Origin of the sequence: Nonomuraea sp. NPDC004580 (assembly GCF_040609855.1) — a bacterium.
GTDB lineage: Bacteria > Actinomycetota > Actinomycetes > Streptosporangiales > Streptosporangiaceae > Nonomuraea > Nonomuraea salmonea.
The window spans coordinates 45,661-66,516 of the sequence record NZ_JBEXLH010000013.1; the positions used below are offsets into that span (position 1 = coordinate 45,661).

Genomic DNA, 20,856 nt, shown 5'->3' on the forward strand with positions numbered 1-20,856 from the left:
CGACCGTCAGGTGGCCTTGGTCGCCTCGGCGGCGGAGAGCGGCGCCGCGATGTCCTCCAGCCCCTTGCGTTCGGCCTTGACGCCCAGGAACAACTCCACGAGCCCGCCCGCGATCATCACCAGCCCGCCGATGGTGAACGCCAGCGCCGTGTCCCCCGGCACCCCGCTCTCCACCAGCGTGGCGAACACCAGCGGACCGGCGATGCCACCGGCCGCCGTACCGATGGCGAAGAAGAACGCGATCGCCATCGCCCTGGTCTCCATGGGGAAGATCTCGCTCACCGTCAGATACGCCGAACTCGCCCCCGCCGACGCCACGAACAGCACCACCGACCAGCACGCCGTCAGCGTCACCGCCGTGAGCACCCCCTGGTTGAACAGCCATGCCGTGCCCAGCAGCAGCACCCCTGACCCGATGTACGTGGCCGAGATCATCGGCACCCTGCCCACGGTGTCGAAGAGGTGCCCGAGCAGCAGCGGCCCGAGGAAGTTGCCGACCGCGATGACCGCGAAGTAGTAGCCGGTGTGCGTGTCGATGTTGAAGAAGGTGGACAGGATCTGCGCGTACCCGAAGGTGATGGCGTTGTAGAGGAACGCCTGCCCGATGAAGAGCGACAACCCCAGCACCGTGCGCTTGGGATAGAGCGCGACCATGGTGTGCGCGATCCGGACGAACCCGATCGACTTGCGCTGGTGGATGGTCATCGACTTCTCGGGCTCCGGCAGGTCGTCCCGGCCGATCTGCCGCTCGACGTCGTCCACGAGCTGTTCGGCCTCGCGGTCCCTGCCGTGGATGAACAGCCAGCGCGGGCTCTCGGGGACGTTGCGGCGTACGAGGAGGATGGCCAGGCCCAGCACCACGCCGAGCCCGAACGCGACTCGCCACCCGATGTTGACCGGCAGGTCGTTGAGCAGCGGCACGGTCAGCAGTGCGCCGCCGGCGGCGCCGAGCCAGTAGCTGCCGTTGATGATGATGTCGATGCGCCCGCGGTGCCTGCTCGGGATCAGCTCGTCGATGGCGGAGTTGATGGCCGCGTACTCGCCGCCGATGCCGAACCCCGTCATGAACCTGAACAGGAAGAACCACCACGCGCTGAAGGAGAACGCGGTCAGCAGCGTCGCCACGAGATAGACGACCAGCGTGATGATGAACAGCTTCTTGCGGCCGAACTTGTCGGTCAGCCAGCCGAAGAACAACGCGCCCGAGCAGGCTCCCGCGACGTAGAGCGCGGCCGCCACGCCCGCCACCTGCGCCTGCGTGATGTCGAGTCCGCTGCCCGGCTTGGCCAGCTGCGCCGAGAGGTTACCCACGATGGTGACCTCGAGGCCGTCGAGGATCCAGACGGTGCCGAGGCCGATGACGATCATCCAGTGCCAGCGGGACCATGGGAGCCGATCAAGCCGGGCGGGCACTTTCGTGGTGATGGTGCCGGTTTCAACATCGCTCATAAGGTCCCGTGGCTACCCGGTGAGCGGAATTTCTATCCGGTCGGCTTCCTGGCCTCGATGATCGTGGTGGCGAACCAGGGCCCGCCGTACCAGAACCGCCGGCCGGCGTCGCGCCGCCGCACGTCGATCACGCCGAGGTCGCGCAGCGTCTGCTCGTGGTCGGGGGCGTGCTGGAAGTCGGCGAGCAGCATGAGCCCGCCCGGCCGCAGCACCCGGTACGCCTCGCGCACGGCCTGCGCGCGCCCGTCGGCCGACGGGATGTCATGCAGGGCCAGGCTGGAGAGCACGACGTCGAACGCGTCCGCGCCGAACGGCAGGTCGCGCAGATCGCCGGTGACCAGGTCCACCCGCTCCGCGACGCCTTCCGCCTCGGCGTTGGCCTTGGCCGCGGCCTCGGTGTTGCCGGTCTGGTCCTTGGAGCGCCACAGGTCGATGCCGGTCGCCCGGCCGCCGTCGGCCAGCCGCGCGGCGGCGGCCAGCAGCACCGCGCCCCTGCCGCAGCCGAGGTCGAGCACCCTTTCGTCGCCGCGCAGCCGCCGCAGCTCCTCGTCCCAGACGGCGAACTTGCCGCGCCTGGTCGTGTAGAGGTAGCTGAACGCGCTGGCCAGGGTGTAGAGGCCGCCGAAGGCGAAGGCGACGCCCGCGGCGAGGATGTCGAGGACGAACGAGAGCGCCGCCAGGGCCAGCAGCGCGATCGCTCCGGTGATCAGGCCCACGAGGGGCCAGGGCGCGTCGAACCCGTAGTGGCCGTGTCGCTTCCGCACTTTCACGTTATAACTCAAGTTTCGCTTGTCCGCTATTTGACTCAACCCTTCCCCTTCGTTCCGGAGGCCGGGAGCGCAGCATAACTAGGGTTGCTTGAATGGGCCGTCTATGGGGGTTTGACCAGGCATGACGGGAGTAAATCGACGCTTCGGGCTCGGCGCGAGCCTCGCGCTGACAGTGGCATCGACCCTGCTCTGGGGGGTCGCCCACCTCGCCGTGGAGCGCCGCAGAACGGGGCTGGCGCTGATGGCCGCGTACGTGCTGATGCTGGCCGGGGTGCTGACCGTGTTCACCGCGTACAGCACCAAGCTGCTGTCGCTGGCCGTGCAGCCGTACTGGCTGGCCTGGCTCACCGTCGGGGTGGCGGCGATCGCGCTGGCCTGGACCGGCGTGATCGTCTGGTCGTTCCTCCTTGTACGCCCCGAGCGCTCCGACACCGTCGGCCGCTTCCTGACCACCACGCTGACGGTCGCCCTGTGCGCGCTCATCCTGGCGCCCACCGCGTACGCGACCCGCCTCGCCTACCTCTCCCGCGACGTCGTCAACACCCTGTTCACGCCCAGCAGCACCGCCGCGCCCGTGCTCGCCCAGGACCCGTGGAACGGGGCCGAACGGGTCAACTTCCTGCTGCTCGGCGGCGACGCCGCGCCGGGGCGGCCCGGGGTGCGTACCGACAGCATGACCGTGGCCAGCGTGGACGTCGAGACGGGCGCCACCGTGCTGTTCGGCCTGCCGCGCAACCTGCAGCGGGTGCAGCTGCCCGCGGGACCGGCCAGAGACCGCTTCCCGTACGGCTTCACCGGCGAAGGCCCCGACACGCCGGGCCTGCTGAACGAGATCTACCAGTTCGCGGAGGATCACCCGGAGATGGTGCCCGGCGTGGAGAACGGCAAGCGTGGATCAACCCTCCTCAAGGCCACCATCAGCGACATCCTCGGCATCCCGGTGAGCTATTACGCCATGGTGGACATGAAGGGCTTCGCCGAGATCATCGACGCCATGGGCGGCGTCCAGGTCACGATCAAGAACCCCATCGTGTACGGCAAGTATCGAGAGGGCCTGCTGCCCGCCGGCACCCGCAGGCTCTCCGGCCAGGAGGCGCTCTGGTACGGCCGCTCCCGCACCGACAGCGACGACTACGTGCGCATGGGCCGGCAGAAGTGCCTGCTCAACGCCGTCGCCAAGCAGGCCGACCCGGTGACCGTGCTGAACAGCTTCGAGCGCCTCGCCGCCGCCACCAAGCGCGCCATCTCCACCGACCTGCCCCAGGACCTGCTGCCCGCCGTCGTGGACCTGGCCGGCAAGGTCAAGAGCGCGCGGCTGCGCAGCCTGAGCTTCGTGCCGCCGCTGATCAACACCGCCTACCCCGACCGGTACCTCATCCGCCGCAAGGTCAAGGAGGCCCTCGACCCGCCCACCTCGACCAGGACCGCACCTGCCCACGCCGCCTCCACCACGCCCGCACCCACCCCGGACGACCCCCTGACGCTGGACGCGGTCTGCCACTGAGCAGTCGCAGATAAGCCGCGAACCACCCCAAAGCACCCGCAGCCCGCGCGGCGCCAGGTCGAACACGCCCTCATCCCGCCTGCGCTGTGGCATGATGATGTCCGTCCCCAATGGAAACGGTTTTCATCATCATTCTTTGGAGCATCCCGTGAGAGTGGCCTTCGTCGGAAAGGGCGGCAGCGGCAAGACGACCATGTCGGCCCTGTTCGCCAGGCACGTGGCGGCCCAGGGCGCCCCCGTGGTCGCCATCGACGCCGACATCAACCAGCACCTCGCCCTGGTGCTCGGCCTGGACCGCCGGCCCGAGCCGCTGGGCGCCCACCTCACCGAGATCAAAGACCGGCTGCGCGGCACCAACCCCCGCATCCCGTCCGCCGACGTCATGGTCAAGACCACCCCTCCCGGCCGCGGCTCCACCCTGCTGAGCTTCGACGACCTCGCCACCGACCCCTACGGCCTGACCACCCCCGAGGGCCTGCGCCTGCTCGCCACCGGCCCGTTCAGCGAGGACGACCTCGGCGTGGCCTGCTACCACTCCAAGGTCGGCGCCGTCGAGCTGCTGCTCAACCACCTGATCGACGGCCCTGGCGAATACGTCGTCGTCGACATGACGGCCGGCGCCGACTCGTTCGCCTCCGGCCTGTTCACCCGCTTCGACCTGACCTTCCTGGTGGCCGAGCCGACCCGCCAGGGCGTCGGCGTCTACCGCCAATACCGCGACTACGCGGCCCAGTACGACGTCGCCCTGTCCGTGGTGGGCAACAAGGTGCACGGGGAGTCCGACGTCGCGTTCCTGCGTGAGCACGTGGGTGACGATCTCCTCACCTGGATGGAGCACTCCGCCGCCGTACGCGCGATGGAGCAGGGCCGCCACTTCACCCTCGACGACCTCGAACCGGCCAACGCCGACGCGCTGGCCGTGCTCCGCAAGACCCTCGACGAGCAGGACAAAGACTGGGCCAGGTTCGGCCGCCAGACCGTCGAGTTCCACCTGCGCAACGCCAAGGCGTGGGGCAACGAGCGCACCGGCCTCGACCTGGCGGAGCAGATCGACCCCGGTTTCGTCTACGGCCCGGCCACCACATGACTGTGCCCGTCAAGGCTCTGGAGCGTGCCCGCTCCAGCGATCTAACGTCCGATTTGACCCATCCGAGAGGAGACAGCATGTCGCTGACCGTCCCGAACGATCTGCTCGACCAGGCCAGAGCCGGTGAGGTGGACGACGAGGCGTTCCTCGCCTGCGTCCGCGACTCGCTCCCCTACGCCTGGTCGCTGATCAGCGAGCTGGTCAAGCAGCGCGAGCACAGCGGGGCCGCGTTCGCCGACAACGAGGTGCCGCCGCCGTCGGAGGAGGCGCGCGGCCAGCTCCTGCGCTGCATGGCGAGCGACTCGATGCGCGGCGCGCTCGAGCGCCACTACGGCGTGCGCCTGGCCTTCCAGAACTGCCACCGCGTCGCCGTCTTCGACCCGTCGGCCACGCAGGCGCTCGCCGAGTTCGTCACCCCGCGGGCGCAGATCCTCAACCAGAAACCGGAGCTCGTCGACTGCTGACCCCCCGGTCGGCGAGCCGGGCGCGCGCCCGGCTCGCCGACCATGTCAGTCGCGCAGCAGGGGAAGCACCTCGGCGCCGAAGCGGCGGATGTTCTCCAGGGTCCGCTCGTGCGACCCCATCCCCTCGACCAGCAGGACGAAGTGCTCGATCCCGGTGCGTTCTGCGGTCCGCCGCAGCGTCTCGGCGCAGTGCTTGGCCGACCCCACCGGGTGGATCTTGGTGAGCAGCTCGACATAGTCGTCCACGTCGCGGTGCGGCCGTGGCCGGTCGTCCACCGGCTCGTACCCGTCGAGCCCGGGCCCCAGCCAGGCCGGCATCGCCCGCATGAGGTCGCGGGCCGCCCCGATCGTCGAGTCCGCGATGTACGCCACCCCGGCGGCCACGTGCTCGACCGGCGGCCCGTTGAAGGCGCGATACCGCTCGACCATGGCGGCCTTGTCGTCGTCCCCGATGTGCAGCCCGAGCAGCATGGGCAGCCCGCGCTCGGCCGCCAGCCGCACGGTCGGCTCCGAGGTGCAGGCGACGACCGGCCGCATCCGGGCGGGCGGCATCATCGCGACCTCCCTGAACCGGAAGAGCTCCCCGTCCGCCGCCACACGGTCACCCGACAGGGCGGCGAGCAGCAGGTCGAGCGACTCGGGGAAGCCCCGCTCGTACCGGTCGAGCCCGGTCCCGAACACCTCGAGGTCCACCCACGGCCCGCCCCTGCCGACGCCGAGCGTGAACCGCCCGCCCGACAGGTGGTGCAGCACGGCCGCCTGCTCGGCCAGCGCGACGGGATGCTGCGTGGACAGCACGCTCACGGCCGTGCCCAGCCCGATGCGGCCGGTCCGCCCGGCCGCGACGGCCGCCAGCGTGGTGGGCGACGGGCACACGCCGTACGGCATGAAGTGGTGCTCGGCGATCCACGCGTCGTCGAACCCCGCCTGCTCGGCCGCGACGATCCACTCGACGGCATCGGCCAGCACCCGCCCGGCCTCCTGCCCGGGAAAGAGCCCCGCGACGACAAAGATCCCGATCCGCATGCACGAAATAGTGACCGATGACCGCCGCGAAGGCGGGCAGACATGCGGAGCGCGCCGATACCCGTCAGGAGAACAGACTGGCCTGGCCTTCTCCGACGAGTGGGTCGCGGTGATGCTTCAAGTGCCGCCACTGGGGCAGCTCGTCAAGGTATGACCAGGAGAGCCGGTGGTGCGCGGTGGGCCCGAGCCGTGCCAGCGCCTCCTGATGCGCGGGCGAGGGGTAGCCCGCGTTCTCCGCGAAGCCGTACTCGTCGCAGCCGATCGTCGCCATGTAGGCGTCGCGCCGGACCTTGGCGAGGACGGAGGCGGCGGCGACCGAGATGCTGGCCGCGTCCCCCTTGACCTCAAGGCGCACCGGCCACGGCGCTCCGATGTAGTCGTGCTTGCCGTCGAGGATCACCGCGTCCGGGCGTACCGGCAGGGCCTCCAGGGCCCGGCGGGCGGCCCGCCGCAGCGCCTCGGTCATGCCGAGCGTGTCGATCTCGCGATGACTCGCCTCGCCATAGCCGACGCCGGCGGCCCACCCGGCCAGCTCGGCGGCCAGCGGCCCGCGCTTGACCTCGGAGACCTGCTTGGAGTCCGTGAGCCCGGCGGGCGGTTCCGACAGGTCGGTGACGACCGCGCAGACCAGGACGGGCCCGGCCCAGGCGCCGCGGCCCACCTCGTCGACGCCGGCGACCGTGCGTGTGCTGGGCTGGGCGAGCAGGAGCCGCTCGATGTCGTACGTAGGCGCCATGAGCGCAGACGTTATCGCGATCGCGCGTCACTCTCCGAAGGATCGGCCGACCACGTCGCCGGCGGATCGTACGGGGAGGTCGAGCCCGTCGAGCGACGGCCGGCCCATCTGGGAGCGCTCGGCCGCGCGTACCGGATCGAGGTCGGCGGCGATGTAGCGGGCGGCCACGTGGATGGCCCGCAGCGTCACCGACACCGAAGGCCGGTGCACGCTGGAGCCGCGCGCGACGGCGTGCACGTCGCGCCCCACCGGGTTGCCGGGGAACTGCCGCACGGCCAGCCCCCGGACGCCGGCGGCCAGCGCGAGCGCGGGCACGGCGGCGATGCCGATGCCCTTGGCGACGAGCGACAGGATGGTCCCGAGCCCCTCGAACTCCCAGGGGCTCGGCCGGGTGCCGCCGACGTCGACGAGCAGCCGGTCCACGGCCAGCCGTGAGGGCTCGCCGTCGGGGGTGGCCATCCAGGGCTCGTCGCGCAGCTCGCGCAGGTCGACCGGCACGTCGGGGTCGGCGAGGCGGTGCTTGCGCGGTACGACGAGCACGAGGGGGTCGTGCAGCAGGGGGAAGACGCGCACGCTGTCGCTGTCGCGGACGCGGCCGTACCAGTCGTCCACGAGCGCGATGTCCACCTCGCCCGACTGCACCTCGCGCAGGCCGCGCCCCGACCTGCTCTGCCCGAGCCGCAGTGTCAGCTCGGTGTGGCGGCGCAGGGAGCGGGCGAGGGCGGGCGCGAAGGCGACCGCGGCGGTGGGGAAGGCGGTGACGACGACCCGGCCGGCCGGCTTGCCGGCGTGGGCGGACAGGTCGGACTCGGCCTCCTCGACCATCGACAGGATGCGCTCGGCGTGCATGACGAGCCGGCGTCCCGCGTCGGTCAGCTCGGCGCTGCGCGCCGTCCTGTCGATGAGCGCCGTGCCCGTCTCGCGTTCGAGCGCGACGAGCTGTTGGGAGACGGCCGAAGGACTGTAGCCCAGCGACTCGGCCGCCGCCGCGATACTTCCCTTCCTTGCGAACTCGCAGATCAGGACCAAACGCCGCAATTCGAGCATCAGACTTCCTTATGCCTACCCACAAAAAGCCTCGCTTGTGCTGATGCCTTCATCCAATCACCCTGGGAACGTGACAAACATGACCGTAACCCTTTCCGCCACATTGGCGGCCAACGAGGACATCGAGCGAAGACGGCGCGCCGGGGAACGCGTGCTCCACCTCGCCTTCGGCGAGGCCGGGCTGCCCGTCCACCCGGCGCTGCGCGACAGGCTGGCCGCCGCATCCGATTGCAACGGCTACGGGCCGGTCGCCGGGGCGGCCGAGCTGCGCGCCGCGGCGGCGGGCTACTGGACGAGACGGGGGCTCATCACCGATCCCGACCTGGTCGTCTGCGGCCCGGGCAGCAAGTCCCTGCTCTACGGCCTGCTCCTGGCGATCGGCGGCGACGTCGTCCTGCCGGTGCCCAGCTGGGTCAGCTACGCCGCGCAGGCCGATCTGGTGGGTTCGCGTCCCATCCTGGTGCCCGCACCGCCAGGAGAGGGCGGCGTGCCCGACCCGGACGCGGTGGCGGCCGAGGTGCGCAGGGCCAGGTCGCTCGGCAGGACCGTGAGCACGGTCGTGGTGACCCTGCCCGACAACCCGACGGGCCGGCTGGCCACACCCGAGACGGTGGCCCGCCTGGCCCAGGTCGCCCGCGAGCTGGACCTGACGATCATCTCGGACGAGATCTACCGCGATCTCGTGCACGAGCCGGGTCTGACGTACACCTCGCCGGCCGAGCTCGCGCCCGAGCGCACGATCATCACGACGGGGCTGAGCAAGAGCCTCGCGCTCGGCGGCTGGCGGATCGGCGTGGCCAGGCTGCCGGACAACGGCGACCTGCGCAGGAGCCTGCTCGCGGTGGCCAGCGAGATCTGGTCGGCGCCGGCGGCGCCCGTGCAGGAGGCCGCGACGTACGCCTTCGGCGACCCGCCCGAGCTGACCGAGCGCATCACCCGCAGCCGCCGCCTGCACGGCAGGGTGGCCAGGGCCGTGCACGAGCGCTTCGCGGAGATCGGCGCCGACGTGCCCGTCCCGCAGGGCGGCTTCTACCTCTATCCCGACCTCGGCCACCTCAGGCTCGGCGGCTCCGCCGAGATCACCAAGATCCTGCTTGAGGAGCACGGCCTCGGCGTCCTGCCCGGTCACGCCTTCGGCGACGACCCCTCGGCCGCCCGGGTCCGCGTCGCGGTGAGCCTGCTCTACGGCGACTCCGCCGAGCAGCGGCAGGCCGCTCTCGACAGTCCCGACCCGCTGCGGCTGCCGTGGATCGCCGACAACCTCGACTTCCTGACGACGGGTCTCAAAGAGCTGGCCCTGGTCCGTCACGGGGCAGTGAGCAGGCCGCATCCGGCCCTCGTCCCCGCCCCATGTCACGGTTAGGCGAATCTTTCCCCAAGAGCGGGTTTACCATCCCCCAAAAGGGGCCTCTGACCTGCGGAAATGCCGCCACCGTCACGCCGGTGGAAAGTTGTCCCATTACGCCTGGTCACAAGGGTGCCCGGCAGCCTCCATCATGTGCTCATGCCCGCTCTTGTCACCTTGTCCGGGCGCTTCGTGCGCCTGGAACCTCTCAGCCTCGCGGCGGTCGATGACCTGATCGCCGCGGCGAGTGAAGACCGCACCATTTATGCCTTCACTCGCGTCCCGCAAGGCCGGGACGAGGTGGTCTCCTACGTGGAGGCCGCCATGGCTGAGCAGGCGGAGGGCCGCTCGTTGCCCTTCGCCATCCGGTGGCTGAACACCGACCGCGTGGTCGGTGCCACCCGTCTCATGCACCTGGAGTACTGGCAGGGCCCCATGCCCTGGCCGCCGGGTACACGAGGTGCGGTGGGCGACATCCCGTCCGTGGCCGACATCGGTTACACCTGGCTGGGCGCGAGCGCCCAGGGCACCGGGGTCAACCGGGAGAGCAAATACCTCCTGCTCTCGCACGCCTTCGAGGACTGGAACGTCCACCGCATCACGCTGAAGGCCGACGTACGCAACAGCAGATCCCGGGCCGCCATCGAGGCACTCGGCGCACACTTCGACGGGGTGCGGCGAGCGGACAGCCGAGGCGCCGACGACACGGTCCGAGATACCGCGTTCTACTCGATCCTGAACTCTGAATGGCCGGCCGTCCGCGACCGGCTGCGCATGAGGCTCGGCCTGGTCGAGGCAGCCTGAAACCCGTCCATCCAAGGCCCCATCCGGAAATCCGGGTGGGGCCGGTATTTTTCCGGCCCTGCCCGCACTCCCTAGAGACACACGCCCCCGCGATGCGTGTCCTGCTTGCCGGTTCTCATCATCCAGGGGCGGATTCAACACCGGATTGACGACGGATCAACGGGAAAATGAATGGATCTGTCGGGATCTAGGTGGCAAAGGTCGTTGGACTTATCATTTGGGAACAAATTATCTCGCTGGCTGGGAGACGAACGGCATGGCTGGTCAGAGCGGCGAAGGCGGGCTACGGTTCGCCGTGCTCGGTCCTGTCCGCGCCTGGCATGACGGCCAGGAGCTCGACCTGGGCACCCCGCTGCAGCGTTCCATCCTCGGCATGCTGCTGCTGCGCGAGGGCCACGCGGTCACCCCCAACGAGATGATCGACGCCGTCTGGGGCGAGGAGGCGCCGCCGCGCGCGCTCGGGGCCCTGCGCACGTACGTCTCGCGCCTGCGTACGGTGCTCGAACCGGGCAGGCCCGCCCGCTCCCGCCCCGAGCTGCTCACCTCGATCGGCCGCGGCTACGCGCTGCGCCTGCCGGACGACGCGCTCGACCTGACCCGCTTCGAGCGCGGCGTCGCCCAGGCCGAGGCCGCGCGCAAGGCGGGCAGGCTCGCCGAGGCGGCCCGCGAGCTGCACGCCGCGCTGGCCCTGTTCGAGGGCGAGCCGCTGGCCGGCACCGTCGGCCCGTACGCCGAGCACCAGCGCGACCGCCTGATCGAGCGGCGCATCAGCGTCATCGAGACCCTCATGGACGTCGACCTGGAGCTGGGCGAGCACGCCAAGGTCGTCTCCGAGCTGATCGCGCTGACCGCCGAGCACCCGCTGCGCGAGCGCCTGCGCGCCCAGCTCATGCTCGCCTACTACCGCTGCGGCCGGCAGGGCGACGCGCTCAACGTCTTCACCGAGACCCGCGAGGCGCTCATCGACGAGCTGGGCATCGAGCCAGGGCCCGAGCTGACGGCGCTGCACCAGCGCATACTCGCCGCCGACCCCGCGCTCGCCGCCCCGCACCGGGGCGAGGAGAACGAGGAGGAGGAGCCGCCGGCCGCCGGCGACGAGCAGCCCGCCGCGCTTGAGCTGCCGAGACCCGCCCAGCTGCCCGCCGCCGTCAGCGACTTCACCGGCCGCAAGGAGGTCGCGGTACGCCTGCGCACGATGCTCTCGGCCCAGCCGTCGGCCGAGGGCGTGCCGGTGGCGGCCATCTCCGGCATCGGCGGGGTCGGCAAGACGACGCTGGCCGTCCACGTGGCCCACCTGCTCGCCGAAGTCTTCCCCGACGGCCAGCTCTACGCCGACCTGCGCGGCTACAGCGAGGAGCCGACCGCGCCCGAGTCCGCGCTCGGCGGGTTCCTGCGCGCGCTCGGCATCCCGCCCGACGTCATCCCCGACGGCCTCGCGGAACGCTCCGCGCTCTTCCGCTCGATCCTGGCCGAGCGCCGCATCCTGGTGCTGCTCGACAACGCCCGCGACGCCGGCCAGGTCAGCCCGCTGCTGCCGGGCTCGCCGGGCTGCGCCGCGATCGTCACCAGCCGGGGCAAGCTCGCCGACCTGCCCGCCGCCCGGCTCATCGACCTCGACGTCATGGAGCCGGACGAGGCGCTGCAGCTGTTCGCCGCGGTGGCGGGTGCCGAGCGCGTCTCCGCGGAGCACGGCGCCGCCATGGACGTGGTCGCGGCCTGCGGTTTCCTGCCGCTCGCGGTCCGCATCGTGGCCGCCCGCCTGGCCGCCCGCCCCTCCTGGACGATCGCCTCCCTGGTGCCCAGGCTGGCCGACGAGCAGCGCCGCCTCGACGAGCTGCGGGTGGGCAACCTGGCGGTGGAGGCCACGTTCGCGCTCGGGTACGGGCAGCTCACTCCCCTTCAGGCCCGCGCCTTCCGCCTGCTGTCGCTGTCGAACGGCCCCGACATCTCGGCGGGCGCCGCGGCGGCCGTGCTCGCCGCCGACGCGTTCGAGACGGAGGAGGTGCTGGAGTCGCTCGTGGACGCGAGCCTGCTCGAAGCGCCCGCGCCCGGCCGCTACCGCTTCCACGACCTGCTCAAGCTCTTCGCCCGCCGGGCGCTCGACCGGACAGAACGCCCGCAGGCCCGCACCATGGCGCTGCGCCGCCTGCTCGGCTTCTACCTGGCCTCCGCGCAGTCGGCGCACGCGCTGGCGTACGAGGGCAGCATGATCTCGGCGAACCTGGTCGTGGTCGGCGCCGGGCGCACGTTCAGCACCGTGGACGAGGCCGTCGCCTGGCTCATCGCCGAGGGCGACTCGTTGTTCGCCACGATCAGCCAGGCCGCGTCCTGCGCCCGCACGCCCGAGCACCTGCTGCCCGCCGCCGACCTGCTGGTGGCCATGGAGCCGCTGCTGGAGTCGGGCACCCACACGCGCGAGTTCGACCAGAGCACCCGCGCCGTGCTGGCCGCCGCGCGGAAGAACGGCGACCAGGGCAGCGAGCTGCGCTCCCGGTACGTGCTCGGCCGGGTGCTGTTCGCCGCCAACCGGCTCAAGGAGGCCGAGGAGCACTTCAGGATCGTCCACGAGCTGTCGGTCGCCCGCAGGGAGAAGGTCGTCACCGGCGAGGTGCTCAACGCCCTGGCCGTCGTGGTCGGCAGGCAGCGCCGCCACACCGAGGCGCTCGGCCTGTTCGACGAGGCGATGCGCTTCTACCGCGACAACGACGTACCGGCCGGCGAGGCGCTCGTGCTCAGCTACTCCGCCCGCGACCACCTCGGCCTCGGCCGCCCCGACGACGCGATCGCCGCCGCCGAGAAGGGGCTCGCCATCTTCACCGAGATGGGCTCGGGGGCCGGCACCGCCCGCGCCCGCTACCACCTCGGCATCGTCCTGTCGCGGGTCGGCCGGCTCACCGAGGCCGTCCACCACCACGCCGAGTGCCTGGCCTTCTTCCGTGCCAGCAAGCAGCGGGTGTGGGAGCAGCGGGTGTGCTCCCGGCTGGCCGAGACGTTCATCGCCGCCGAGCGGTACCCGGACGCCGTCCGCCACGCCGAGGAGGCCCTGGTGGTCTCCCGCGACATCGGCCACCCGTACGGCGAGGCCCTGTCGCTCACCGTGCTCGGCAAGGCGCTGCGCGGGCTCGGCAGCACGACGCGCAGCCGCGACTGCCTACGCCGGGCTTTCGAGATCTTCACCAGGCTCGGCGCTCCCGAGGCCGGCGATCTGAAGGTCCTGCTCGACAGCATCCCCGCCGACGAGCCCGGCAGCAGGAGCGGTGCCGATTGCGTCGTCGAGTCCTGAGTACAGCTCGTCGTCCAGACGTGTCATCCACACATGGTTGATCAAGGCTGTCCTTAGGGTGTCACGAAGAGCTCGTGATCGATGGAGTTCAGCCCGGCCGGCCATCTTCGGCCGCCACACGTCGCTAGGGGGCCCGGTTATCCGGATGCTCCGTATGACGGCCTGCCGCCTCACACAAGACGACCGGCCGGACCTGACACGGCCCTCGAACCCCCCAGGTCCGTGTCCTGTCCCAGAGACTCCACCCCCGGTGTCAACGTCCGATCAACAGCGAATCAAAGCAGGAAGTAGCCCTCGGCGATGAGCGGGCGCAGCGCGTCGGCGTCGGTGACCTCACCGTTTCCGACCAGCTCGGCGATGACGTTGAGCAGCGGGCCGAGCGCCAGCTGGCCGTCGCAGACGCCGGCCAGCGCGGCCTCCACCGTGCCGACCTCCCTGCTGCGGCGCAGGCCCTGCGTCTGGCGCAGCACGATGCGCATCGGGTCCTCGGCGCCCGGCAGGCCGATGCGCTCGTCGAGCAGGCCGTCGGCGGTCCGCAGCAGTGCCGACTCCAGGCCCTGCGCCCGGTGCGCCGCCGCGATGGCGTCGACCACGCCGTCGACGTAGTCGCCGACCGGGAGCGCGACCTGGTGGGCCAGGTGCTCGACGCGGACGACGGGGTCGAGCGTGCCGGAGTTGCGCATCGTGATCCAGCCGAACCCGACGCCCTCGACCCTGCGCTCCTCGAACCAGGCCAGCCACCGGTCGTAGTGCTCGGCGTAGGCGGCGCTGCCCTGCTCGGCGGCGTCGCGCAGCCACAGCTCGACGTATTCGGCCGGGTCTTGGACGTCGCGCTGCACCACCCAGGCGTCGCACCCGGTCTCGCGCAGCCAGCCGCCCACCCGGTCGTGCCAGTCCTCGCCCTCGACGTGCAGCCAGTTGGCCAGGAAGTGGGCCTGCCCGCCGGGGTTGAGGCAGGCGGGAGTGCGCCGGACGAGCTCGCGGCAGAAGTCGTCACCGGACGCCCCCGACTCCCGGTAGGTCAGCCGCCCCTCCCGCTCGGGCGCGATCACGAACGGCGGGTTGCTCACCACCAGGTCGAACCGCTCACCCTCGACCGGCTCGTACATCGACCCCACCCGCCCATCGACCCCGGAAACCCCCGACAACTCCCAGCTCAGCCGGGCCAGCTCCAGCGCGCGCGGGTTGACGTCGGTGGCGGTGACGCGCTCTGCCCGCCCGGCGAGGTGCAGCACCTGCACGCCGCAGCCGGTGCCGAGGTCGAGCGCGCTGCCGACCGGGCGGCGGGTGACGAGCTGGGCCAGGTTGGCCGAAGCGCCTCCTGCCCCCACCACGTGGTCGGGCCGCAGCGCGGGGTCGCCTGGACGTACTTTCCTGTCGGAGACGACGTAGCCGCCGGTCTCCCACGGCTGCAGGTGCACGGTCGCGGTGATCTGGTCGCCGTCGGCCGCGACCAGCCCCGACTCCAGCACCTCGGGCGCGACGGCCTTGGCCGGCACGGGCACGCCCAGCCACCACAGCCTGATCAGCGTGCCCAGCGGGTCTCCGCCGGCGGTGGCGCGCAGGGCCGGTGTCAGCTCCTCGCGCGCGAGGGCCGAGGCGGCCGTGGCACCCAGGCGCTCGCGGACGCCGTCGATCGTGTAGCCGGTGTCGAGGAGGTGATGGCGCAGTCGTTCCACCTGACCATCCTTTCACCGCGGACATGCCCGCTTGATCCGGCACCGACAGTGTTCATACTGTTACTTAAACTCCCAACCGTTCTGCAAGCGGCGGACAAGGGATGCGCGATATCTCTGGAGATGCACGTCACGTCACCACCCCCCAGGAGCAGGACCATGCTCATCCCCTGCTTGGCTTGTGACTCCAAGTTTCGGCCCGACGAGTACTTCGAAGCCTGCTCCGACTACAACCGCGGCATGGACCTCGTCTCGTGGACCTGCCCGTGCTGCGGCAACCGCGACGACCTGCGGGTGCTGCCGGGCGAGCTGGGCTTCGGCTATCCGAGCCGCGGCAGGTTCGACGTGCTCGACCGCGTACGCGTGCCGGGGCTGCGCAGGCAGCGCGGCGAACTGCGGCTGGACATCTCGCTCGACCGGTCGATCTGGCACGTTCCAACCAGGCTGCGGCAGCGCGTCTAGGCGGGCACCTGGTCCTCGCCGCGCAACAGCCGCGCGATGTCCTCCACCAGTGTCTCGGCCAGCTCTGACCAGCGCGAACGTACGGTCAGGCGGGCTGGCGCAGGCTCTGCCAGGCGGCCTCGCCCAGCGCCTTGATCTCGTCCTCGGTCGGCGTGTGCGCGCCCGCGAACCACAGCCGGCACATCTCCTGGGCGGGCCCCAGCCACAGCACGTAGCACATGGTGGGGTGCACGGGCTGCAGCAGGCCGTTCTTCATGTGCGGCCGCCACCAGTCGGAGACCTGCTTGAAGAACCCGCGCCGCGCCTCGGCCACCTCGGCGCCGCCCGGCTCGTGCTTGCGCGGCGGGCGCTCGCTGATCAGCAGCCTGGCCCGCTCGGGGTGCTCGCCGGCCCAGCGCATGTGGAAGGCCACGATGGCCTCGATGCCGGCCCTGGCGTCGTCATGACGGACCAGCTCGGCGAGGAACGCCGCCTGGTAGGCCTCGAGGATCTCGCCGTACAGCACGCCGAAGACGTGCTCTTTGCTGGCGAAGTGGTGGTAGAAACTGCCGACGCTGACGCCGCTTTCCTCACGGAGGCTGGCCAGGGTGGTGGCCGAGACGCCGTCCTGGCTGAAACGGCGGAGGGCGCCCTCGATGATCCTGGTGCGGCCGTCGCGTCCGTTCTTGACACTCTTCACACTGTCAATGGTGTGGCACCAGAACCTTGTTCCGCAAATAGGCCAGCTGATCGATCATAGCGGTCACTTCGACCGTACCGGATTCGACCCGCATTCTCGCGTCCGGCCAGAGGCGGCGGACGAGCCTCAGCACGCGGCGGTTCTCGCCCATGACGTCCATGCCCACGGTACGCGCGCCGCGCAGCGCGGCGCCGAACAGCAGCGCGTCGACCAGCCGCGGCCCGAGCCCCTGACCCTGCCAGGCGTCGGCGACCACGACCGCGATCTCCACGTCGGCGCACCCGCCGCCCTGGAAGCTCATGGCGTGGGCGACGATCTCGCCGTCGCCGTCGGTCGCGACGAGCGCCTCACGCTGCTCGTCCACGGCCAGCAGCGTACGCACGAGCGCGGCGGACGTCGCGGAGACCCCGGTGAAGAAGCGCAGCGTCTGCGTGTGCAGCGACAGCCCGGCGAGGAAACGCCGCATCCGCTCCTCGTCGTCAGGGGTCACCGTCCGCACCTGAGTTCGTTGCATGGACTCAGCCTGCCCGGGAAACCTGAGTCTGTCAATCGAACTCAGGTATAATGCAAAAATGAACATGCCTTATCGCATGGATTTCCCAGTGGACAATTGCTCGATCGAGCGCACCCTGGAGATCGTCGGGGAGAAATGGACCTTCCTGGTGCTGCGCGAGGCGTTCAGCGGCGTACGCAGGTTCGCCGACATGCAGGCCGGCACCGGCGCCCCCCGCCAGGTGCTCAGCGCCCGCCTGTCCCGGCTGGTCGACGAGGGCCTGCTGCGCAAGGTGCCCTACCGCGAGCCTGGCCAGCGGCAGCGTGACGAATACCGCCTCACCGACAAGGGCCGCGACCTCTATCCCCTGCTGGTCGCCCTCATGCACTGGGGCGACAAATACCTCGCAGGCGACGAAGGCCCTCCGGTGCTGCTCACCCACCGCGACTGCGGCGCCCCCATCGAGCTGCGCTTCCGCTGCGCCGACGGCCACGAGGTCGCCGGGCCGCGCGAGGTCACCCCCGTCCCCGGCGAGGGCGCCCACCTCACCCGTGCCTGAGTTCGGCACCACCGGTGCCGGTGCCTAGTCTTGAAGGCGTGTACCGGTTCCTGCTGACGCCTCGATGGCTCGTGCTCCACGTCGTGGTGCTGCTGGTCATCCCCGCTTTCGTGCTGCTCGGGCGGTGGCAGTTCGGCCGGTTCGAAGAGCGCTCGGCCAACAGCGAGCGGGTGACCGCCAACATCGAGGCGCCGCCCGTGCCGCTCGACCGGCTCGCCGCGCCGGGACGACCGGTCAAGGAGGACGACCGGTTCAGAAAGGTGACGGTGGCGGGCACGTACGACACCGCCCACGCCCTCGTCGTACGCCGCCGCCCCCAGGAGGGCCGCAACGGCTACTACGTGCTGACCCCGCTCGTCACCGGCCCGGGCACCGGTGTGCTCGTGAACCGGGGCTGGGTGCCCGCGGGCGCCACCGCCGACACCCCGCCCGACGTGCCCGCCCCGCCCACCGGGCAGGTGACGGTGACCGGCCGGCTGCGGCCCAGCGAGACGGAGGAGAACAGCGGCGTGCGCGACCGTGCCGGGCTGCCGCCCGGCCAGGTGCTGCTCATCAACGCCGGCGCCATCGGCAAGGGGCTGCCGTACACGCTGGTGGACGGCTACGTCGAGCTGACCGAGCAGCAGCCCGCGGCCGCCACCGCGCCGGCGCCCGTGCCCGCGCCCGACGTCGGCTCTGGAGGCGGGCTCAACCTGGCCTACGGCGTGCAGTGGTGGTTGTTCATCGGCATCGCGATCGGCGGCTGGCTGCTGCTCATCCGGCGCGAGGCGGCCGAGCGCCGGGCGTCATCGGCATCGGCCTCCGAGGAGGAGGCGACCTCGGAGGAGAAGAGCGCCGCCAATTAGGGTGTGGAGGGTGATCCGCCACATTGAGTTCACCAACCTATGCAACTTCCGCGACGTAGGTGGATATGCCGCCCAAGGCGGGCGTACCGTCCGCTGGCAGCGGCTCTACCGCGCCGACTCCCTGGGCTGGCTGGCCGGCGACGACCTCGCCGTCTACCGGGCGCTGGGCGTGCGCAGCGTCATCGATCTGCGCCACCCCTTCGAGGTCGAGAAGGCCGGGCGCGTGCCGGAAAGCGACTGCCCGCACTACCAGAACCTGCCCATCGAGGGCCGGCGCTGGGAGCTCGCTCCGTACAACGAGGAGGTGAGCATCGCCCGCTACCTCGCCGACCGCTACCTGGAGATCACCGACGACGGCGTCGCCAACCTCAGGACCGCCCTGGAGACCGTCGCGGCGGCGGACAACGCGCCCGTGGTCGTGCACTGCGCGGCGGGAAAGGACCGTACGGGCGTGCTCACCGCGCTCGTGCTGTCGCTGGTGGGCGTGGACGAGGACGACATCGTGGCGGACTACGCGCTCACCGGCCTCGCCACCGAGCGCTTCATCGCCGACTGGCGCAGACGCCACCCTGACACGCCGCTCTGGCCGGGGTTCGGGCTGGCCCCCGCCGAGACCATGCGGCTCTTCCTCACCGACCTCACGGCTCGTCACGGCAGCATCGAGAGGTATGTCACTCAGGTGCTCCACCTTTCCCCCGACGCGGTCGCGGAACTCCGCGCACATTTGCTGACTGAGACGAACGGCGCTGGGTAGTGGAGCGCAGGGCCTGCTTGCTGAGCGAGCCGGGCCCGTTCATCCCGGGATCGCCAGCCATCCCCCTCCCGGCGGTCCCGGGTCAACATCCTCGCGCAGAGACCCAACGGATACGTCGCAGCTTGTTCGACGTTATGCCGCCGTCGTACGGTTACGTGCGTGACTACGCCGCTGCTCCCCGATCCTGACCCCAGGCGGCGCGACTATGTGATCATTTCCGCCGACGATCACCTGATCGAGCCGCCCGACCTGTTCGAAGGGCGCCTGCCGGAGAAATACGCCGAGGTCGCGCCCAAGGTCGTGGAGACGGAGGCCGGTCACCAGGTCTGGCGCTACGGCGGCGCGACCTATCCGTGCGCCGGCATCGACGTCGGCGCGGGCCTGCCACGCGAGCAGCGGACGCTCGATCCCGTCAGGTTCGAGAACATGCGTCCGGGCTGCCACGACATCGAGGCCCGCATCCAGGACATGGACGTCGCCGGCATCTGGGCCGCGCTCTGCTTCCCCGGCATGCTGGCCGGGCAGGCCGGCATGCCGTTCGCGAGGACCCGCGACCAGGAGCTCGGCCTCGCCCTCGTGCGGGCGTGGAACGACTGGCACATCGACGTCTGGGCCGGCACCTACCCCGAGCGCATCATCGGCCTGCAACTGCCCTGGCTGCCCGACCCCGACGTGGCGGCCAAGGAGATCAGGGCCAACGCGGCCAGGGGCTTCAAGGCGGTCGTCTTCCCCGAGTTCCCGACCAGGCTGAGGCTGCCGTCGATCCACTCGGGCCACTGGGACCCGTTCTTCGCCGCGTGCGAGGAGACCGGCACCGTCGTCTGCCTGCACGCCGGCGACTCCTCCTGGTCACCCGTGCCGTCGCCGGACACGCCCATCGAGGCCATCACCACGCTCATGCCGACGAGCGCCATGTTCGCCTGCGCCGACTGGCTCTGGTCAGGGCTGCCGCTGCGCTTCCCCGCGCTGCGCATCCTCATCGTCGAGGGCGGCGTGGGCTGGCTGCCGATGCTGGCCGAGCGCGCCGACTACGCCCTCGACCACCCGGTGGCCGGCGAGGCGTCGTGGGAGGGCGGGCTCAAGCCCAGCGAGGTGCTGCGCCGCAACTTCTTCTTCGGCACCCTCGACGACCACGCGCTGTCGGGCGTGCGGCTCGCGGTCGGCCTCGACCACGTGCTGCAGGAGAGCGGTTATCCCCACTCCGACTCGACCTGGCCCGACACGCAGAAGTCGGTGGCCCGCAACCTCGGAACGCTCCCACCGGCCGACATCGCCAGGGTCGCCTACGGCAACGCCGCCCGCCTGTTCGGCCACCCGCTGCCGTCGCGGGCCTGGTTGCGGATGGAGGAGATCTAGACCTCGTCGAGCCGGCCCTGGATGACCTCGCGTTCCTGCTGGACGTACCGGCCGCTCTCGCCGAGCAGCGAGGCCATCAGCCACAGGAACACGCCGAAGTCGTCGGCCACCCCGATCAGCATGAGGAAGTCGGGGATGACGTCGATCGGCGAGATCAGGTAGACCACGCCCAGCCCCATCAGGGCCAGCTTGCCCTTGCCCATGCCCGCGTACTGGCCGCGCATGACCGCGCCCAGCATCCGCGGGATCGCCCTGACCCTGGTCATCAGCGGCGGCGACCCGGGCCTGGTCACCTCGCGGTAGGTCTTCCACGCCGCCGCCGCCCGTGCTGCCTTCGCCATCATGTGCAACCCCCTACCCCCGGTCTCTCACGACATAACGCGTCGGAAAGGCCAGGGGTTCCTGTCCTCAGATCAGGGCAGGCAGGGGTGCTCGAACGGGCCGGCCCGCTCGATCTGGGCGGCCACCCGTACGAGGAGGTCCTCGCGGCCCGCGGCGGCCACGAGTTGCACGCCCA

Annotated in this window: 20 protein-coding genes; 11 read left to right on the plus strand and 9 right to left on the minus strand. The window is 71.0% G+C overall.

Features of this window, described 5'->3' with window-relative positions:
* Window positions 1-6: 6 nt before the first annotated feature.
* The gene (locus tag ABZW11_RS16255) at window positions 7-1,449 is read right to left on the minus strand and encodes an MFS transporter (RefSeq protein ID WP_355417369.1); all 1,443 of its coding nucleotides are present in this window, start codon (window positions 1,447-1,449) and stop codon (window positions 7-9) included.
* Window positions 1,450-1,481: 32 nt separating this feature from the next.
* Entirely contained in the window at window positions 1,482-2,213 is a 732-nt protein-coding gene (locus tag ABZW11_RS16260; protein WP_355417373.1) for a class I SAM-dependent methyltransferase, read from the minus strand.
* A 178-nt stretch (window positions 2,214-2,391) separates the two neighbouring features.
* On the opposite strand from ABZW11_RS16260, the gene ABZW11_RS16265 reads away from it, so the two are divergent.
* From ABZW11_RS16265 to ABZW11_RS16275, 3 genes are all read left to right on the plus strand, one after another.
* A complete protein-coding gene (locus ABZW11_RS16265; protein WP_355417376.1) occupies window positions 2,392-3,723 on the plus strand; it encodes an LCP family protein in 1,332 nt (443 codons plus the stop codon).
* 148 nt (window positions 3,724-3,871) lie between these two features.
* The gene (locus tag ABZW11_RS16270) at window positions 3,872-4,810 is read left to right on the plus strand and encodes an ATP-binding protein (protein WP_355417379.1); all 939 of its coding nucleotides are present in this window, start codon (window positions 3,872-3,874) and stop codon (window positions 4,808-4,810) included.
* Between the two features lie 77 nt (window positions 4,811-4,887).
* Window positions 4,888-5,274: an SCO5389 family protein gene (locus ABZW11_RS16275; protein WP_345392950.1), complete on the plus strand. Its 387-nt coding sequence runs from the start codon at window positions 4,888-4,890 to the stop codon at window positions 5,272-5,274.
* A gap of 45 nt (window positions 5,275-5,319) precedes the next feature.
* Here ABZW11_RS16275 and ABZW11_RS16280 read toward each other — a convergent pair whose 3' ends face one another.
* The 3 genes from ABZW11_RS16280 to ABZW11_RS16290 all read right to left on the minus strand — a co-directional run bounded on the left by ABZW11_RS16280 (window position 5,320) and on the right by ABZW11_RS16290 (window position 8,083).
* On the minus strand, window positions 5,320-6,300 hold the full coding sequence (locus ABZW11_RS16280) for an LLM class flavin-dependent oxidoreductase (protein ID WP_355417383.1): 981 nt from the start codon (window positions 6,298-6,300) through the stop codon (window positions 5,320-5,322).
* Between the two features lie 64 nt (window positions 6,301-6,364).
* The gene (locus ABZW11_RS16285; protein ID WP_355417386.1) at window positions 6,365-7,036 is read right to left on the minus strand and encodes a ribonuclease HII; all 672 of its coding nucleotides are present in this window, start codon (window positions 7,034-7,036) and stop codon (window positions 6,365-6,367) included.
* 27 nt (window positions 7,037-7,063) lie between these two features.
* Window positions 7,064-8,083: a LysR family transcriptional regulator gene (locus ABZW11_RS16290; RefSeq protein ID WP_355417389.1), complete on the minus strand. Its 1,020-nt coding sequence runs from the start codon at window positions 8,081-8,083 to the stop codon at window positions 7,064-7,066.
* 79 nt (window positions 8,084-8,162) lie between these two features.
* Here ABZW11_RS16290 and ABZW11_RS16295 point away from each other — a divergent pair, with 79 nt between their 5' ends.
* The 3 genes from ABZW11_RS16295 to ABZW11_RS16305 all read left to right on the plus strand — a co-directional run bounded on the left by ABZW11_RS16295 (window position 8,163) and on the right by ABZW11_RS16305 (window position 13,515).
* Window positions 8,163-9,446: a pyridoxal phosphate-dependent aminotransferase gene (locus ABZW11_RS16295; protein WP_355417392.1), complete on the plus strand. Its 1,284-nt coding sequence runs from the start codon at window positions 8,163-8,165 to the stop codon at window positions 9,444-9,446.
* A 141-nt stretch (window positions 9,447-9,587) separates the two neighbouring features.
* A complete protein-coding gene (locus ABZW11_RS16300; protein ID WP_355417395.1) occupies window positions 9,588-10,232 on the plus strand; it encodes a GNAT family protein in 645 nt (214 codons plus the stop codon).
* A 256-nt stretch (window positions 10,233-10,488) separates the two neighbouring features.
* Window positions 10,489-13,515 (plus strand): BTAD domain-containing putative transcriptional regulator, encoded by a 3,027-nt coding sequence (locus ABZW11_RS16305; RefSeq protein WP_355417398.1) that lies wholly within the window; start codon window positions 10,489-10,491, stop codon window positions 13,513-13,515.
* A 275-nt stretch (window positions 13,516-13,790) separates the two neighbouring features.
* On the opposite strand, the gene ABZW11_RS16310 is transcribed toward ABZW11_RS16305, so the two are convergent.
* The gene (locus ABZW11_RS16310) at window positions 13,791-15,194 is read right to left on the minus strand and encodes a class I SAM-dependent methyltransferase (protein WP_355417401.1); all 1,404 of its coding nucleotides are present in this window, start codon (window positions 15,192-15,194) and stop codon (window positions 13,791-13,793) included.
* Window positions 15,195-15,350: 156 nt separating this feature from the next.
* Here ABZW11_RS16310 and ABZW11_RS16315 point away from each other — a divergent pair, with 156 nt between their 5' ends.
* Window positions 15,351-15,653, plus strand: coding sequence for a hypothetical protein (locus ABZW11_RS16315; protein WP_355417404.1), 303 nt, complete (start codon window positions 15,351-15,353; stop codon window positions 15,651-15,653).
* An 85-nt stretch (window positions 15,654-15,738) separates the two neighbouring features.
* Here ABZW11_RS16315 and ABZW11_RS16320 read toward each other — a convergent pair whose 3' ends face one another.
* The gene (locus ABZW11_RS16320; RefSeq protein WP_355417407.1) at window positions 15,739-16,332 is read right to left on the minus strand and encodes a TetR/AcrR family transcriptional regulator; all 594 of its coding nucleotides are present in this window, start codon (window positions 16,330-16,332) and stop codon (window positions 15,739-15,741) included.
* A gap of 4 nt (window positions 16,333-16,336) precedes the next feature.
* The gene (locus ABZW11_RS16325; RefSeq protein ID WP_355417410.1) at window positions 16,337-16,846 is read right to left on the minus strand and encodes a GNAT family N-acetyltransferase; all 510 of its coding nucleotides are present in this window, start codon (window positions 16,844-16,846) and stop codon (window positions 16,337-16,339) included.
* Between the two features lie 76 nt (window positions 16,847-16,922).
* Here ABZW11_RS16325 and ABZW11_RS16330 point away from each other — a divergent pair, with 76 nt between their 5' ends.
* The 4 genes from ABZW11_RS16330 to ABZW11_RS16345 all read left to right on the plus strand — a co-directional run bounded on the left by ABZW11_RS16330 (window position 16,923) and on the right by ABZW11_RS16345 (window position 20,339).
* The gene (locus ABZW11_RS16330) at window positions 16,923-17,384 is read left to right on the plus strand and encodes a helix-turn-helix domain-containing protein (protein ID WP_355417413.1); all 462 of its coding nucleotides are present in this window, start codon (window positions 16,923-16,925) and stop codon (window positions 17,382-17,384) included.
* 38 nt (window positions 17,385-17,422) lie between these two features.
* Window positions 17,423-18,229, plus strand: a complete 807-nt coding sequence (locus ABZW11_RS16335) for an SURF1 family protein (RefSeq protein ID WP_355417416.1) — start codon at window positions 17,423-17,425, stop codon at window positions 18,227-18,229.
* A gap of 10 nt (window positions 18,230-18,239) precedes the next feature.
* Window positions 18,240-18,983 carry a tyrosine-protein phosphatase gene (locus tag ABZW11_RS16340; protein ID WP_355417419.1) on the plus strand — a complete coding sequence of 248 codons (744 nt, stop codon included), beginning with the start codon at window positions 18,240-18,242 and terminating at the stop codon, window positions 18,981-18,983.
* 159 nt (window positions 18,984-19,142) lie between these two features.
* On the plus strand, window positions 19,143-20,339 hold the full coding sequence (locus ABZW11_RS16345) for an amidohydrolase family protein (RefSeq protein ID WP_355417422.1): 1,197 nt from the start codon (window positions 19,143-19,145) through the stop codon (window positions 20,337-20,339).
* Here ABZW11_RS16345 and ABZW11_RS16350 read toward each other — a convergent pair.
* Window positions 20,336-20,683 (minus strand): YkvA family protein, encoded by a 348-nt coding sequence (locus ABZW11_RS16350; protein ID WP_355417425.1) that lies wholly within the window; start codon window positions 20,681-20,683, stop codon window positions 20,336-20,338. The genes ABZW11_RS16345 and ABZW11_RS16350 overlap by 4 nt on opposite strands.
* Window positions 20,684-20,856: the final 173 nt, after the last annotated feature.